Source organism: Sodalis sp. RH20 (assembly GCF_047324205.1).
Lineage (GTDB): Bacteria > Pseudomonadota > Gammaproteobacteria > Enterobacterales > Enterobacteriaceae > Acerihabitans.
In genome coordinates, this window is record NZ_CP178733.1 from 3892884 (window position 1) to 3904791 (window position 11908).

The following is an 11908-nucleotide window of genomic DNA, read 5'->3' on the forward strand; positions in this document are numbered from 1 at the left end:
ATCCCTAGGTATCTGGAAAATGTGGGGTCAAATTGCGGGTCATTCAGTGCGATGAATGGGGTGACCCTCACATGGCTCTGACTGACTGGGACTGCCCCCGTTTTACGCAAAATCTAAGGTAACAATTCAAGCAATTCGTGAGTTACACATGCGCAGATTATGTAAAATACAAATTCACTCACCCATCCTTTGATTGAGAATTTAAGCGACTTAATGAGGCGCCATGGACTTGAAAAAACTTGGTTTAGTAAACCCCCTGGACGACAAATTTTCGGCATATGTCTGGGCCAGGATAATCTAAAGAAAACTATAATAAAAAAACATCCAATCATTGAAGTATAAGGTGCAGACCGTCCCAAAGGCGTAGTCATTTTTATTACTAGCCAAAATAGCGTACCAAAAAATATTAAGGCAGCGACTACTGAAATTAGGTACTCTATCAGCAAGTATGCGTTAAGCAATCTTGGTCGCCGCATTAGAGATATCTGAGCAATATTGCAACCGTATAGATAATAGACTACCACCAGGCCGACCAGGAAAGTCGACCCCTTGCTTAACTTCGCATGTGGTAATATGCATAAAAGAAGAGACCCCCAGAAAGCAAAAAGGAACAAGCCAGACCAATTTAATGCTAACCGAGGTTGCAACACAAAATTAAAAATAACGGGATTAAGTCTTGTAACTAATTCAGGATATTTGTATTTAAAAAAAGAGGCTTGCTTGTGCATATCAGCGACTAGATTTGGCGTCAACCTCGTCCAGAATGGCAATGATTGGCGTTCACTCAGTAATAACTGATTAGCAAGACGCACACTACAACTTGCCGATTCACTGTCCACCTGTATGCGTTTCCAGACCCTCGCCAGCTCAGTCTGCCGCATTTGTGTTTCAATTGCCTGTACCACGAATGGCTGCAACATTGGGTAGGTGTTATTTTTTTCCCAGCCCCACCCTAGCCTCTTAGAAACTGTTTCGATATCTCCTTCAATTATCCCTGGCTGATTAGCCAGCGCCATGGCGAAATGTTGGTGAAATTGCTGTTGCTGCTCCAGGTTTCCATTTCGAGTAATTTGCGTCCACAAACGATCCAATGCCGGCAATCCCACCATTTCATTATGCACGACGTCTTTGGCTACTTGAGCGACATCGTCTAATGTATAAGGCATTGGAGACACCGGAACATGCAGCCACGGTGTCCCTGCGCAATTGCTGCCACAAATCTCCAGTTCAACCGAATTCACTATTGGTTGCTTTATTTTTTTCTCTGAAATGTCTAAAGGTATCAATGATAAATTGGGCTGAGCCGCTAATGTCTTTGCCTGCTCAAAGGCTTCGCGTAACTGCTGATAGCCTTTGGGATCACGGTCAGGCCGATGCAATTTTAATTGGTGTGCATAGGTGCGCCGAATCAGCGCCAGATCTTCAGTGGGCGCAATGTTCAGAATCGTCCAGATATCCATTATGACGTTCCATCGTCAAGGCGATCGAGGGCTGCCTCTACACGCTGTCGCGTAAGGGCAATTTGGCGCGGGTCCTGGCTGTCTAACGCCTGCTCGAAAGCAGTGATAACCGTGTCAGCCCACTGCCGCTCATCACCAAGCAGGACATTGAAGAGCCGAGCTCCACGGTCAAGAAGAGCGCGGTTGATAGGATTGTCTCGGGGGTTTTGTTTCAGATTAGATAGCCTCTGCAAACTTTCTGCGATTTGTTTTTCACTCATTTGCCCAGGAACTTTTTCGATGACCATACATATCGGCACAGTTGCATCATCATGGCTACATTGAATTTCTAATAGGCCATCAACGGTGTAGGTGAAACGCACGTCTAGGGAAACCTCCTCTGCCTTTTTCGGCGGTACCTCTACCGACATTTCACCCAGGAAGACATTGTCCTTTACCCGACGCGCCTCACCTTGAAAGATTTTGACCAGCACAACCTTTTGATTGTCAAATACAGTGCAAACACGTTTCATGATGCTTACCGGTAGGAACGTGTTGCGCTCAATTAAAGGCAGGAAAAACCCTTCCTCCAGCTGTCCAGAATGTTGCTTGGCAATTTCTATGCCTAGTGTAAAAGGCATGACATCAGTGAGAATAATTTCTTCTACCGCACTGTCAGCCATAATCATGCCAGCCTGCACGCCGGCACCGAGAGCAACAGCTTCATCAGGGTTGAGATCATATCGGGGGAATCGGCCAAATAATCGCGCCACTGTTTGGCGAATCAACGGCATGCGGGTAGCACCTCCGACCAGCAGAATATGATCGAGATCGGATAGTGAAAAACGCGCATCGTGGAGCGCCTGCATAATAGGTTGCTGTAATCTCTCAAGTAAAGGTTGACAGGATTGTGCAAACTGGTGTTCATCTAAAGACCAAAGCCACTCTTTTCCGCCCCATGTCAACTCTGCTTTACCATTACTATTGAGAGATATGCTCCGTTTCATGGCCTCCGCCTGTGCCAGAAGGCTTGGATGTATCTGGGGGATGTATTGCTCAAGGTCGGGATGAACCTCTAACATCCATCGGCAAATTGCCTCACTGAAATCATCACCGCCGAGCATCACATCACCACAACTGGCACGAACTTCCACTACGCCTTCAAACATATCGATAATGGAGACGTCAAATGTGCCACCACCTAAATCGAAGGTCAGGTATTTCTGTTCATGATTTTCGAGAAGACCGAAAGCTAAAGATGCAGCGGTCGGTTCGTTAAGCAAACGCACAACATTGAGTCCAGCAAGCTGACCCGCGGTTTTAACCGCCCTGCGCTGCACATCATTGAAATAGGCCGGAACGGTTATTACCGCATCAGTAAATGATCCTTTATTCCAGGTTTCCACATCCTCTTTCAACTGACGTAAAAGAAGTGCGGAGATTTCTTCCGCTCGAAAGCTTAAATGACCTATTTGAATTTTGGTGGATGAACCCATATGGCGCTTGAAGCTCGCCTTAGTCATATGGGGATGACTGATTAATCTGGCATATGCACTCTGCCCTATAAGAATATTGCCATGGTCATCAAGGCCAACAACTGATGGCGTCAGTAAATGACCGTGCCTGTTGGGAACCAGAACCGGACGCCCATCCAGCCATAGGCTGGCTGCACTGTTCGTCGTACCAAGATCAATCCCTAATACTTCCCTTACTGTCATTCTTTGCTCCCGAAATTCCTTTTATAGAAAACATGCCAAGAATAAGCATTAAGCTCAGATTAAACAATAAGTCGTGAAAAATTTATCCTTATCGAGAGCAAAGCATAATCATTAAATACAATTATTAAATGATTATATTTGATTGTTATAAAACGAGCTATATATTCATTATCCAACTAATCAAAAAGGTTGTGTAATCGCATTTAAGCAGAATATTTAAAATCTAGGTACAAATTAAATTTTTACTTTCGATTAATTAATAATTTCCTGTATTTTACTATCACAGTAAGCGTCAATTCAGGGCCATATTGATGCTTATTCAGCAGGGATACTGAGGTTCCACGGCAGGAGTTCTGTGATCTTATTGATGGGATGATCCGCGGTAGTCGCCAGTATATGGCGCAGATACGCTTCCGGCTCCACGCCGTTTAATTTGCAACTGCCGATTAGCGTATACATCAGCGCCGCACGTTCGCCGCCACTATCAGAGCCGAAGAACAGATAATTTTTTCGGCACAGGCTCACCCCCGCAGCGCGTTTTCAGCGATATTATTGTCGATCTCCGCCCAGCCATCACCGGCGTAGTGATACCGGCGTAGTAATACAGTGCCGGCCAGTGATTCATCAGATAGTTGAACGCCTTGGCCGTATCGGCCTGACGCGACAGTGTAGTGAGCTTTACCCGAATCCAGCGCTCCAGACCGATGAGTATCGGCCGGGAGCGCGTTTCGCTCGCCCGCCTTCGTTCTTCGGCCGGACGCCCCCGGATGTCGGCTTCGATTGCGTACAGCTCACCGATCCGGCTCAGGGCCTCGGTAGTGGCCGGCGACGGATGGCGCACATGAATATCATGGATTTTACGCTCCTTACGTGCCGGAGATACCGCAGGCTCTTTGCAAAAGGGAAGAATGCAAATCTTGCCATTGCGGCCGTCGCCCGGGAGCTGGCCGGCTTTATCTGGGATATTGGCCGTCTGGCGATGTCGCTATCGCTGGAGCCACATAACACACTGATGGCATAAGAGAACAAGAAACGAGAGAACCGGCATGATCGAAGAGCGTTTCCTGAAGGCGGCGTAGCCCGGTACAACAGCAACCCACGGCTACGCTTCGCGGCGGCAGGGCAACGCTAATTCGCGTCGTAAGAAAGTGGCAGGCTCAAATGACGGACCTCTGTAATGCGGTATCCAACCCGCGAATATCAGCGTGATCCACCGTCGGATTTACTGCTACGTCGCCCTCAGGAAATTTAGCCTATGAAAAAAAACGGCCACACCAGCGATTTTGGTTTGACACGGAAAGTCATATCAGCGTACGCCCAGCGCCGTCTGTTTTTAACCGAAGCCGTTAGATACCCTGCGTGTCCGTCTGTCATAAGCTGTGCCCACGATCAAGCGAGGCCGACCCGGAGCATTCCGCTCCCTGGCGCTTTAGCCCTCGCCGACCCTTAATTCCGGCTCCGCGGCGCAAATCGCAGCGAGGAAATCGATAAATTGCCGCACCCGGGAGGGCATGCGCCGTCCGGCGGCGGTAACGGCGTTGATCGGAAAGGGCGCCGGCGCATGCCGGTCCAGAATTCGTACGACCTCGCCGGAGGCCAGCACATCCGTAAACAACCAACTCGCGTGATGGGCGATGCCGAGGCCCGCGAGAACCGCGCCGCGAACATGCTCGGCGTCATTGGTGCGAAACGCTCCCCCACCGTCGACCGTGACCTGCCGGCCGTCTACGTGGAAACCCCAGCCAATAATATCGCCCTGGTAGACATAGCCGATACGCTGGTGATTACGCAGTTCGTCTACCGTTTGCGGCGTACCGTGTTGGGCTAGATAGCTGGCGGAGGCCAGGGTTATCATCCGCATGTCGCCGATGCGCCGGGCGACGAGTGCTGAATCCGCAAGCCGACCGATACGGATCGCGACGTCTATTCCCTCCTCGATGAGGTCAACGTGCCGCCCGGAAACTTCCATCTCGATCGCGACGTCGGGAAAACGACTCCTGAAATCCAATAGCCGGGGAATAACGAACATCCTCCCGAAGGCTGGCGCGAGGGTCACGCGAACCAGCCCTGAAGGGGCCGACTGCCCTTCAAGGATTCTCTCTTCGACAACGTCGAGATCCTGAAGGATGCGGACGGTGGCCTCGTAATAGTCCTGTCCTGCGGGCGTCACGGCAAGGGCACGGGAATTTCTCGCGATAAGTTGTGTCCCGAGCCGCGCTTCAAGCGCTGCGAGCTGTTTGCTGACGGTCGGCTGGCTGACGTTGAGGTCCCGCGCTGCCTGTGAAAAGCTTCCGCTTTCGACGACACGTACGAACATCCGCATCGTGTCCAACTTATCCACCATTTTCATTCCCCAGAAGAATAGAAGACATTACCGTTCCGATCTTACCTTATTGTTTATACGACGTAGCTCTGCAGGCAAACGCAGATCTTTATGGCCGCCCGCGGAATTCTGACTCCCGACGCAAACCCTCCCATCACCATCAACACATGATCGTCGATGAATATCGCCGAAAGAATCGCTTTATGTCGATGGCGCTTGCCGACCAGGCCACGGCCCGCTGTGAACACCCTACAGCGAATAATTCCAAATAAGAATAGATGGTATTCATTTAGCGTCAATTTCATTCTCAAGAAGAATATGAGAATCTGCATTCGTCCACCCGCTCAGGGTCCAGAATTGAAAAGAATTGAAAGGAAGAATTATGGCAATCAAGATCTACGGTGATGCAGGCTCGGGCAGCTTGCGTCGCGTGAACACGGCTGCGAAGATCATGGGCATTGAACTCGAACGCGTTAACGTTGATCTGTTCAAAGGCGAGAGCCAGACCGCCGAGTTCAAATCGCGCCTCAATCCCCACGGTTTGACACCGGTTCTGGAAGAAGGAGACACCATTCTCTGGGAGTCTTCAGCGATCAATCTGTATCTGGCCAGCAAGGTGGATTCGCCGCTGGCCGGAACCACGCATGAGGAGCGCTTTCAGGTCCTTCAGTGGATGTTCTGGTCGGGCGAGCAGTGGCGCACCTTCACCACCACCCTCTTCGATGAGCGGGTCGGGAAAACGGTCATGGGCTTACCGAAGGACGAATCCCTTATTACGTTCGCCGAGGGTAAGATCCGCGCCGCGGCGAAGGTACTCGACCAGCATCTTGCAGGCCGCAAGTTCATGGTTGGCCAAGCGTTGACCTTGGCTGATATCGATATTGCGGCGCCCTTCTCCCAAGTCGATCGGGCAAAGTTTCCGTTCAAGGAATATCCGAACCTCATCGCTTGGCACGATAATCTTCTTCAGTCGTTCCCAGCGTGGGCGGAGACGAAGGCTGAGATTGATGACCGTATGGATGGCTTCCTGGCGAGCGTCGGCGTGACGCTATAAATTCACGGCTTTCCGTACGGCCAGCACGCGTATGGAGAGGGTGCGGACTTGGACGTTGTGGCGCGGGCCGGAACAAGAACAATCCACGGCGACGCTTCGCGACCACAGTCCATGGACTGTATTCATCATCTTTATCCGGCTGGGTTTGACCTCTTTCGCCTTATCGTCTTGCCGCCAGCCAGACCGTATGCCCCGAACAGTGGGGATCTTCCGGCACCATGTCGATGACATCGTAGCCATGCGCATCCAGTAGCGCGCGGTATTCTTCCGGCGCCAGGCTCGCATGGAACAGCGGCTCGCCCTCAAATTGTCCCATTGCGATCCCCTTCCCTGGGCCGCTGGTAAACATCAGCGCGCTGCCCGGGTGGCTGTGCCGCGCAAAGATCGGGAACATCTTTTGTTGGTCCCGCTGGGTGAGATGGAAAAAACTGTCCCACGCAATCAGGCCAGCAAAGGTTTCGCCGAGCGCCAGCTTGCGCATATCCAGCGCCAGCCAGCGCTGCGCGGGAAAACGCGCGCGGGCGCGATCCAGCATCGCTGTGGCGCCATCAATACCGGTGAGTTGAAAACCCAGTTGGATGAAATACCCGGCAATGGGCTGACCATTACCGCAACCGATATCGAGAATGTGCCCTTTCCCGCCGATCGCGGTGATGAACTTATCCAGCCAGCTTTTTTCAACGAGCGTGCGCGAGCGCTGGCGGGCAAAGGCATCAGCATGGCGCTGGTAGAGGGAAAGAATATTTTTTGCCGCGTGTTTGTCCACAACTCCCCCGCTGTTGTCATTTTTTCAATTCCGCTCAGGCAATGCTTCCAGCCGTCCAGTCATGCTCAAACGCGCTTTAACCTGCGGTTTTCCCGTTGCGCGAAGAGAGCCATGCCGGCTATCATCGCCGCCGCAAAGATGGCCCCCTTGAGTGATCCGGTGCCCAGTAAGACCAAGGCCGGCCCGGGACAAATACCCGCCAGGCCCCAGCCGATGCCAAATAAAGCCGCGCCGCCAATCAGCGGCTTATCAATCCGGCGGTTGTCGGGGAGAGACAGTGTCTCGGCAAAGACCGGGCGCGAACGTTTTTTTACGGAACGGAACGCCAAAAAACCGACGCTGATGGCTCCCCCCATCACAAACGCCAAAGACGGATCCCATACTCGGGTGATATCGAGGAAACCAATCACCTTGCCTGGATCCGCCATACCGCTGACGAGAAGCCCGACGCCGAATAATAACCCGGCGATCAAAGAGAAAAACACATTCATTGCCGTCTCCGGATGGGTGCAATCACCGTAAATACCCCTTCAGCCAAACGGTCACCGCAGCAACACACATAAACGTAACGGTGGCTGCCAGCGATCGCGGCGATAACCGTGAGAGGCCGCAGACCCCGTGACCACTGGTACAACCTGACCCGTAGCGGGTACCGATACCGACCAGCAGTCCCGCAATGATCAGCAGAGGCCAGGACGCGTCGACGGTACTTTCAGGCAGTGGGGAAAATTGTTTATACACCAGCGGGGATGCGACCATGCCGAGCAGAAAGGCCAGCCGCCATGCGCGATCGGCGGTTTTCAGCGATAATAAGCCGCCCAGGATGCCGCTTATTCCGGCGATCCGGCCGCAAAACAGGATCAAAACCCACGCCGCCCCACCGATCAGCAGGCCCCCGGCAAAACTTTGCCCGGGGGTGAAGTGCTGCATATCAATGATCATTGCCCACGCCCTCCTCTGCCGGTCCCGGGCAGTAAAGCTGATATAATGTCTTGAGTAATACCACGATGTCCGGGTCGCCTATCCGATAAAAAATCTGTTTTCCTTCACGGCGCGTGGCAACCATTTTTTTTCTGCGCAGGACGCCCAGTTGCTGGGATAACGTCGGCTGAACTATCCCCAGCGCGCTTGCCAGCTCGCCGACCGAAGACTCATGCTGACTGAGGTGGCATAACAGCAGCAGACGATCTTCGTTCGCCAGTGATTTTAATACGCCAAGGGTTCTGGCGGCGGCTAACCGCATCCTTTCCCGCTCGCTCCGGTGGTTCATCTGCTGTCGGACGCCTTAAGGTATAGTTGTTAACAATTTATAAATTAATATAATATTATATTGTATATCGAGATGAAATAGCCAGCCCATGATGATCTTCCGGCGACAGCCGCCTTGCTGTGTCCCGGCTGTTATCGCCTTAACACCTCTTCCACGAAAAGCGCAAACTGTCTGGCTTTCGCACTGGTCATCCGCCCTGTGGGAAATACCGCCCATAAATCAATATCCGGCAGCGACCATGCCTCCAGCAACCGACGGACGCCGCCGTTGGCCAATTCCCGGGCAAACATCCAGTCGGAGGCGATGGTGAGCCCCATATGCGCAAGTACGGCGGCGCGGATGCCTTCGGCGGCGCTGAGGCGCACCCGTCCCCGCATAGCAACGGAAATGTCGCTGCCGCCGCGGGTAAAACGCCAGACGTCGCTTGTCTGGCTAAAACCAATCGCCTCATGCTCCGCCAGATCGGCGGGTTTTTCCGGCTCCCCGAACCGGGCGAGATATTCAGGCGTGGCAAGCACCGAACGACGGGAGGTGGCCAGCCTGCGCGCCACGGCGTTCGAATCCGCAAGCCGGCCCATGCGCAGGGAGATGTCGATACCTTCGGCAAGCAGGTCAATGGGCCGGTCATCCAAAATGAGATCCACGCTCAGGTCGGGATGTTGCGCCATAAATTGCGGCAAATGGGGAATCACATGCAGGCGGGCGAACGTCGGCGCGGCGGAAATCCGTAAATTGCCGGCAAGGCCCGCCGCGATCCCCTTGGCCGCGACATCGGCTTCATCCGCCCCCTCGATAACAACGCGCGCATGTTCGTAATAGCGTAATCCCGCCTCGGTGGGCGTCAGGCCGTGGGTTGAACGCAGCAGTAAACGCACCTGCAGCCGCGCCTCCAGTTGCGCAATGGTTTTCGAAACCGCCGGCTGGCCGATATTTAATATTCTCGCCGCGCCGGAAAAAGAGCCGGCATCCACCACGCGAATAAATACGATCATCGCCTGCAGCCGATCCATATATTCCCCCTGGGAATGAGCGTTATCGCTTCGTGCCATCTGCCATTCCTGCGTAGTAATAGCAGATACTCTGTCCACACGCTAGCCCACAACGTACGGAGAGTTGCCATGTACCACCTTTACGCCTTCGCCACGCCTAACAGCGTCAAGGCCGTCATCATGCTGGAGGAACTGGCTCAGGACTATCAGCTGCGCCCCATCAACGTGAAACAGGGTGAACAAAAGGGCGATGCGTTCCTCGCACTGAACCCCAACGGTAAGGTGCCGGTACTGGTGGAAGCCGGTGCCGAAGGGAATGAACCGCTGGTGCTGACCGAGTCCTCGGCCATTCTGGTTTATCTGGCTGAAAAGCACGGCCGGCTCTTGCCGAACGGCGGCGCCGAACGCGCAAGGGTCTTCGAGCAGCTGTTCTTTCATGCCTCGGCGCTGAGCCCAAGCTTCGGCCAGGCGGGATTTTTCAAACGCCTGGCAAGCGAGCCGCAACCCCTGGCGGAGCTGCGCTTCAGTACCGAGGCCGAACGGGTTACCGGCCTGATGGATAGGGTGTTGCATGAACGCCGGTTCGTGGCGGGCGACATCTACAGCATCGCCGACATTGCCCATTTCGGCTGGTTCTGGCGGCGCGAATTCGCCGGCGTCACCCTGGATGTCCATCCCAATATCGCACGCTGGTACGACCAGATGAGCCAGCGTCCGGCGGTCCGCCGCGCCATTACACGTCTCAACGCGCTGGTCCCTCAGGCCTGATTTCTCATTACCGGAGTAATAAACCATGTTGCATTTTGAAGACTATCGCCATTCATTTCCCAACGCCCGTTTGACGCGCTCCGCCAGCGGCGTACTGGAAGTGACCCTGCATACCGATGGCGATACGCTGCAGTTCAACGGCCATACCCATGAACAATTTGTCGATCTTTTTCATGACATCGGCGCGGATCCGGACAACCGCGTGGTGATCCTTACCGGCGCCGGCGACGCGTTTATGGCAACCATCAGCGCCGAAGGCTTTGATTTTTTCACACCCCGCGGCTACGACAAAATATTCCGCGAAGGCAAAAAAGTGCTGATGAATATTCTGGATATCGAGGTACCGATGATTGCGGCGCTTAACGGCCCGGTTCGTCTGCATTCCGAATATGTCCTGCTGGCGGATATTGTCTTGGCCACTCCCGCCACGGTATTCCAGGACAAACCCCATTTCGACTTCGGCATCGTGCCCGGGGACGGCGTCAACCTGCTCTGGCCGGAAGTTATCGGCAGCATACGCGCCCGCTATTTCCTGCTCACCCGGCAGGAACTGGACGCCAAGACCGCCAAGGACTGGGGCGTGGTAAATGAAGTGGTGCCGTCGGGCGACCTGCTGGCCCGTGCCCATGAGATAGCCGAATCGCTCGCCGCCCTGCCCCCGCTCACCGGGCGCTATACGCGCATCGCCCTAACGCAAAAACTGCGCCGCATTGTCGATGAAGGGGCCGGGTATGGCCTGGCGCTGGAAGGCATCAGCGCAGCGGACGTCGCGCTCGCCATGGCCCGGCAAAACTGACCCCGCTATTTATAGCGATGATTTCGGTTCTGGTCATGCCGTCGGCGGACGGCCCCAGGCGGTCCGCATAATCACTTTTATGCAAAAAGGAAAAAATATGTCGCTGCAAATGAAACTCGATGCGTTCAAAGCTGATTTCGAGGCGGGAAAACCGCCGTACAATATGCCGCCAACCGACATTGCCGTCATGCACCGCGCCACCGCGGAGCTTATTGCTTCCGGCGCCGCGCAACGGGCGTTGAAGGCCGGCGATAAAGCGCCGGCCTTCACCCTGGACGATGCCGACGGCAACCGGATATCCTCCGTTGAGCTGCTCAAAAAAGGGCCGCTGGCCATCACTTTTTATCGCGGCGTCTGGTGCCCCTACTGCAATATGGAATTACAGGCATTGCAGGCCGTGCTGGACGATTTTTACGCGGCGGGCGCCAGCCTGGTGGCCATCTCCCCGCAAACCCGGGCCAACAGCCGCAAATCCGTCCGCCAGAATAAACTGGCATTTCCTATCCTGTCCGATGGTGAAAATAGCGTAGCCGCGGCATTCGGCCTGCGCTTTGCGTTACCCGGTTATCTGATTGATCTGTACAAAAAGCTGAAAAACGATCTGCCCGCCTTCAATGACGATCCCGGCTGGACCCTGCCCATGCCGGCACGCTATGTGGTGGCGCCGGACGGCACTATCGTCTATGCCGAGGTCAATCCGGATTATACCCGCCGTCCCGAACCGCGAGATCTGCTGCCCGCCATACGCCGTGCAAACGGCCGCGCCTGATCACCAACAAAACCAC

13 protein-coding genes and 1 pseudogene are annotated in these 11908 nt (G+C 54.0%); 5 read left to right on the plus strand and 9 right to left on the minus strand.

Going from position 1 to position 11908, the window contains the following annotated elements:
* Nucleotides 1-113 precede the first annotated feature (113 nt).
* The 3 genes and pseudogenes from ACL2XM_RS17945 to ACL2XM_RS17955 all read right to left on the minus strand — a co-directional run.
* Nucleotides 114-1460, minus strand: coding sequence for a hypothetical protein (locus tag ACL2XM_RS17945; RefSeq protein ID WP_413722067.1), 1347 nt, complete (start codon nucleotides 1458-1460; stop codon nucleotides 114-116).
* On the minus strand, nucleotides 1460-3157 hold the full coding sequence (locus ACL2XM_RS17950; RefSeq protein WP_413722066.1) for an Hsp70 family protein: 1698 nt from the start codon (nucleotides 3155-3157) through the stop codon (nucleotides 1460-1462). The genes ACL2XM_RS17945 and ACL2XM_RS17950 overlap by 1 nt, the downstream gene beginning before the upstream one ends.
* Nucleotides 3158-3472: 315 nt before the next feature.
* Nucleotides 3473-4031 (minus strand): annotated as a pseudogene (locus tag ACL2XM_RS17955) (IS66 family transposase); the annotation flags it as partial.
* Between ACL2XM_RS17955 and ACL2XM_RS17960 the strand changes: the two are divergent.
* Nucleotides 3999-4178: a hypothetical protein gene (locus tag ACL2XM_RS17960; RefSeq protein WP_413723550.1), complete on the plus strand. Its 180-nt coding sequence runs from the start codon at nucleotides 3999-4001 to the stop codon at nucleotides 4176-4178. The pseudogene ACL2XM_RS17955 and the gene ACL2XM_RS17960 sit on opposite strands and share 33 nt — an antisense overlap.
* 408 nt (nucleotides 4179-4586) lie before the next feature.
* On the opposite strand, the gene ACL2XM_RS17965 is transcribed toward ACL2XM_RS17960, so the two are convergent.
* Nucleotides 4587-5501 (minus strand): LysR substrate-binding domain-containing protein, encoded by a 915-nt coding sequence (locus ACL2XM_RS17965; protein WP_413731319.1) that lies wholly within the window; start codon nucleotides 5499-5501, stop codon nucleotides 4587-4589.
* A 361-nt stretch (nucleotides 5502-5862) separates the two neighbouring features.
* Here ACL2XM_RS17965 and ACL2XM_RS17970 point away from each other — a divergent pair, with 361 nt between their 5' ends.
* A complete protein-coding gene (locus tag ACL2XM_RS17970) occupies nucleotides 5863-6534 on the plus strand; it encodes a glutathione S-transferase family protein (protein ID WP_413731321.1) in 672 nt (223 codons plus the stop codon).
* Between the two features lie 160 nt (nucleotides 6535-6694).
* On the opposite strand, the gene ACL2XM_RS17975 is transcribed toward ACL2XM_RS17970, so the two are convergent.
* The 5 genes from ACL2XM_RS17975 to ACL2XM_RS17995 all read right to left on the minus strand — a co-directional run bounded on the left by ACL2XM_RS17975 (nucleotide 6695) and on the right by ACL2XM_RS17995 (nucleotide 9619).
* Nucleotides 6695-7300, minus strand: a complete 606-nt coding sequence (locus tag ACL2XM_RS17975; RefSeq protein ID WP_413731323.1) for a class I SAM-dependent DNA methyltransferase — start codon at nucleotides 7298-7300, stop codon at nucleotides 6695-6697.
* A gap of 65 nt (nucleotides 7301-7365) precedes the next feature.
* On the minus strand, nucleotides 7366-7791 hold the full coding sequence (locus ACL2XM_RS17980; RefSeq protein ID WP_413728908.1) for a DUF6691 family protein: 426 nt from the start codon (nucleotides 7789-7791) through the stop codon (nucleotides 7366-7368).
* A 22-nt stretch (nucleotides 7792-7813) separates the two neighbouring features.
* Entirely contained in the window at nucleotides 7814-8242 is a 429-nt protein-coding gene (locus ACL2XM_RS17985) for a YeeE/YedE family protein (RefSeq protein ID WP_413728909.1), read from the minus strand.
* On the minus strand, nucleotides 8232-8570 hold the full coding sequence (locus tag ACL2XM_RS17990) for a metalloregulator ArsR/SmtB family transcription factor (RefSeq protein WP_410012189.1): 339 nt from the start codon (nucleotides 8568-8570) through the stop codon (nucleotides 8232-8234). The genes ACL2XM_RS17985 and ACL2XM_RS17990 overlap by 11 nt, the downstream gene beginning before the upstream one ends.
* Nucleotides 8571-8701: 131 nt before the next feature.
* Entirely contained in the window at nucleotides 8702-9619 is a 918-nt protein-coding gene (locus tag ACL2XM_RS17995; RefSeq protein WP_413731325.1) for a LysR substrate-binding domain-containing protein, read from the minus strand.
* Between the two features lie 69 nt (nucleotides 9620-9688).
* Between ACL2XM_RS17995 and ACL2XM_RS18000 the strand changes: the two genes are divergently transcribed.
* The 3 genes from ACL2XM_RS18000 to ACL2XM_RS18010 all read left to right on the plus strand — a co-directional run bounded on the left by ACL2XM_RS18000 (nucleotide 9689) and on the right by ACL2XM_RS18010 (nucleotide 11892).
* The gene (locus ACL2XM_RS18000) at nucleotides 9689-10327 is read left to right on the plus strand and encodes a glutathione S-transferase family protein (protein WP_413728911.1); all 639 of its coding nucleotides are present in this window, start codon (nucleotides 9689-9691) and stop codon (nucleotides 10325-10327) included.
* A gap of 25 nt (nucleotides 10328-10352) precedes the next feature.
* On the plus strand, nucleotides 10353-11123 hold the full coding sequence (locus ACL2XM_RS18005) for an enoyl-CoA hydratase/isomerase family protein (RefSeq protein ID WP_413728912.1): 771 nt from the start codon (nucleotides 10353-10355) through the stop codon (nucleotides 11121-11123).
* 97 nt (nucleotides 11124-11220) lie between these two features.
* Complete coding sequence (locus tag ACL2XM_RS18010; protein WP_413731327.1) at nucleotides 11221-11892, plus strand: peroxiredoxin-like family protein; 672 nt, start codon at nucleotides 11221-11223, stop codon at nucleotides 11890-11892.
* The last annotated feature ends 16 nt before the right edge of the window (nucleotides 11893-11908 follow it).

Coding starts and splice junctions, on each gene's coding strand:
- ACL2XM_RS17945 (WP_413722067.1), bottom strand. CDS start 1,460: ATGGATATCTGGACGATTCTGAACATTGCGCCCACTGAAGATCTGGCG.
- ACL2XM_RS17950 (WP_413722066.1), bottom strand. CDS start 3,157: ATGACAGTAAGGGAAGTATTAGGGATTGATCTTGGTACGACGAACAGT.
- ACL2XM_RS17960 (WP_413723550.1), top strand. CDS start 3,999: ATGAATATCATGGATTTTACGCTCCTTACGTGCCGGAGATACCGCAGG.
- ACL2XM_RS17965 (WP_413731319.1), bottom strand. CDS start 5,501: ATGGTGGATAAGTTGGACACGATGCGGATGTTCGTACGTGTCGTCGAA.
- ACL2XM_RS17970 (WP_413731321.1), top strand. CDS start 5,863: ATGGCAATCAAGATCTACGGTGATGCAGGCTCGGGCAGCTTGCGTCGC.
- ACL2XM_RS17980 (WP_413728908.1), bottom strand. CDS start 7,791: ATGAATGTGTTTTTCTCTTTGATCGCCGGGTTATTATTCGGCGTCGGG.
- ACL2XM_RS17985 (WP_413728909.1), bottom strand. CDS start 8,242: ATGATCATTGATATGCAGCACTTCACCCCCGGGCAAAGTTTTGCCGGG.
- ACL2XM_RS17990 (WP_410012189.1), bottom strand. CDS start 8,570: ATGAACCACCGGAGCGAGCGGGAAAGGATGCGGTTAGCCGCCGCCAGA.
- ACL2XM_RS17995 (WP_413731325.1), bottom strand. CDS start 9,619: ATGGCACGAAGCGATAACGCTCATTCCCAGGGGGAATATATGGATCGG.
- ACL2XM_RS18000 (WP_413728911.1), top strand. CDS start 9,689: ATGTACCACCTTTACGCCTTCGCCACGCCTAACAGCGTCAAGGCCGTC.
- ACL2XM_RS18005 (WP_413728912.1), top strand. CDS start 10,353: ATGTTGCATTTTGAAGACTATCGCCATTCATTTCCCAACGCCCGTTTG.
- ACL2XM_RS18010 (WP_413731327.1), top strand. CDS start 11,221: ATGTCGCTGCAAATGAAACTCGATGCGTTCAAAGCTGATTTCGAGGCG.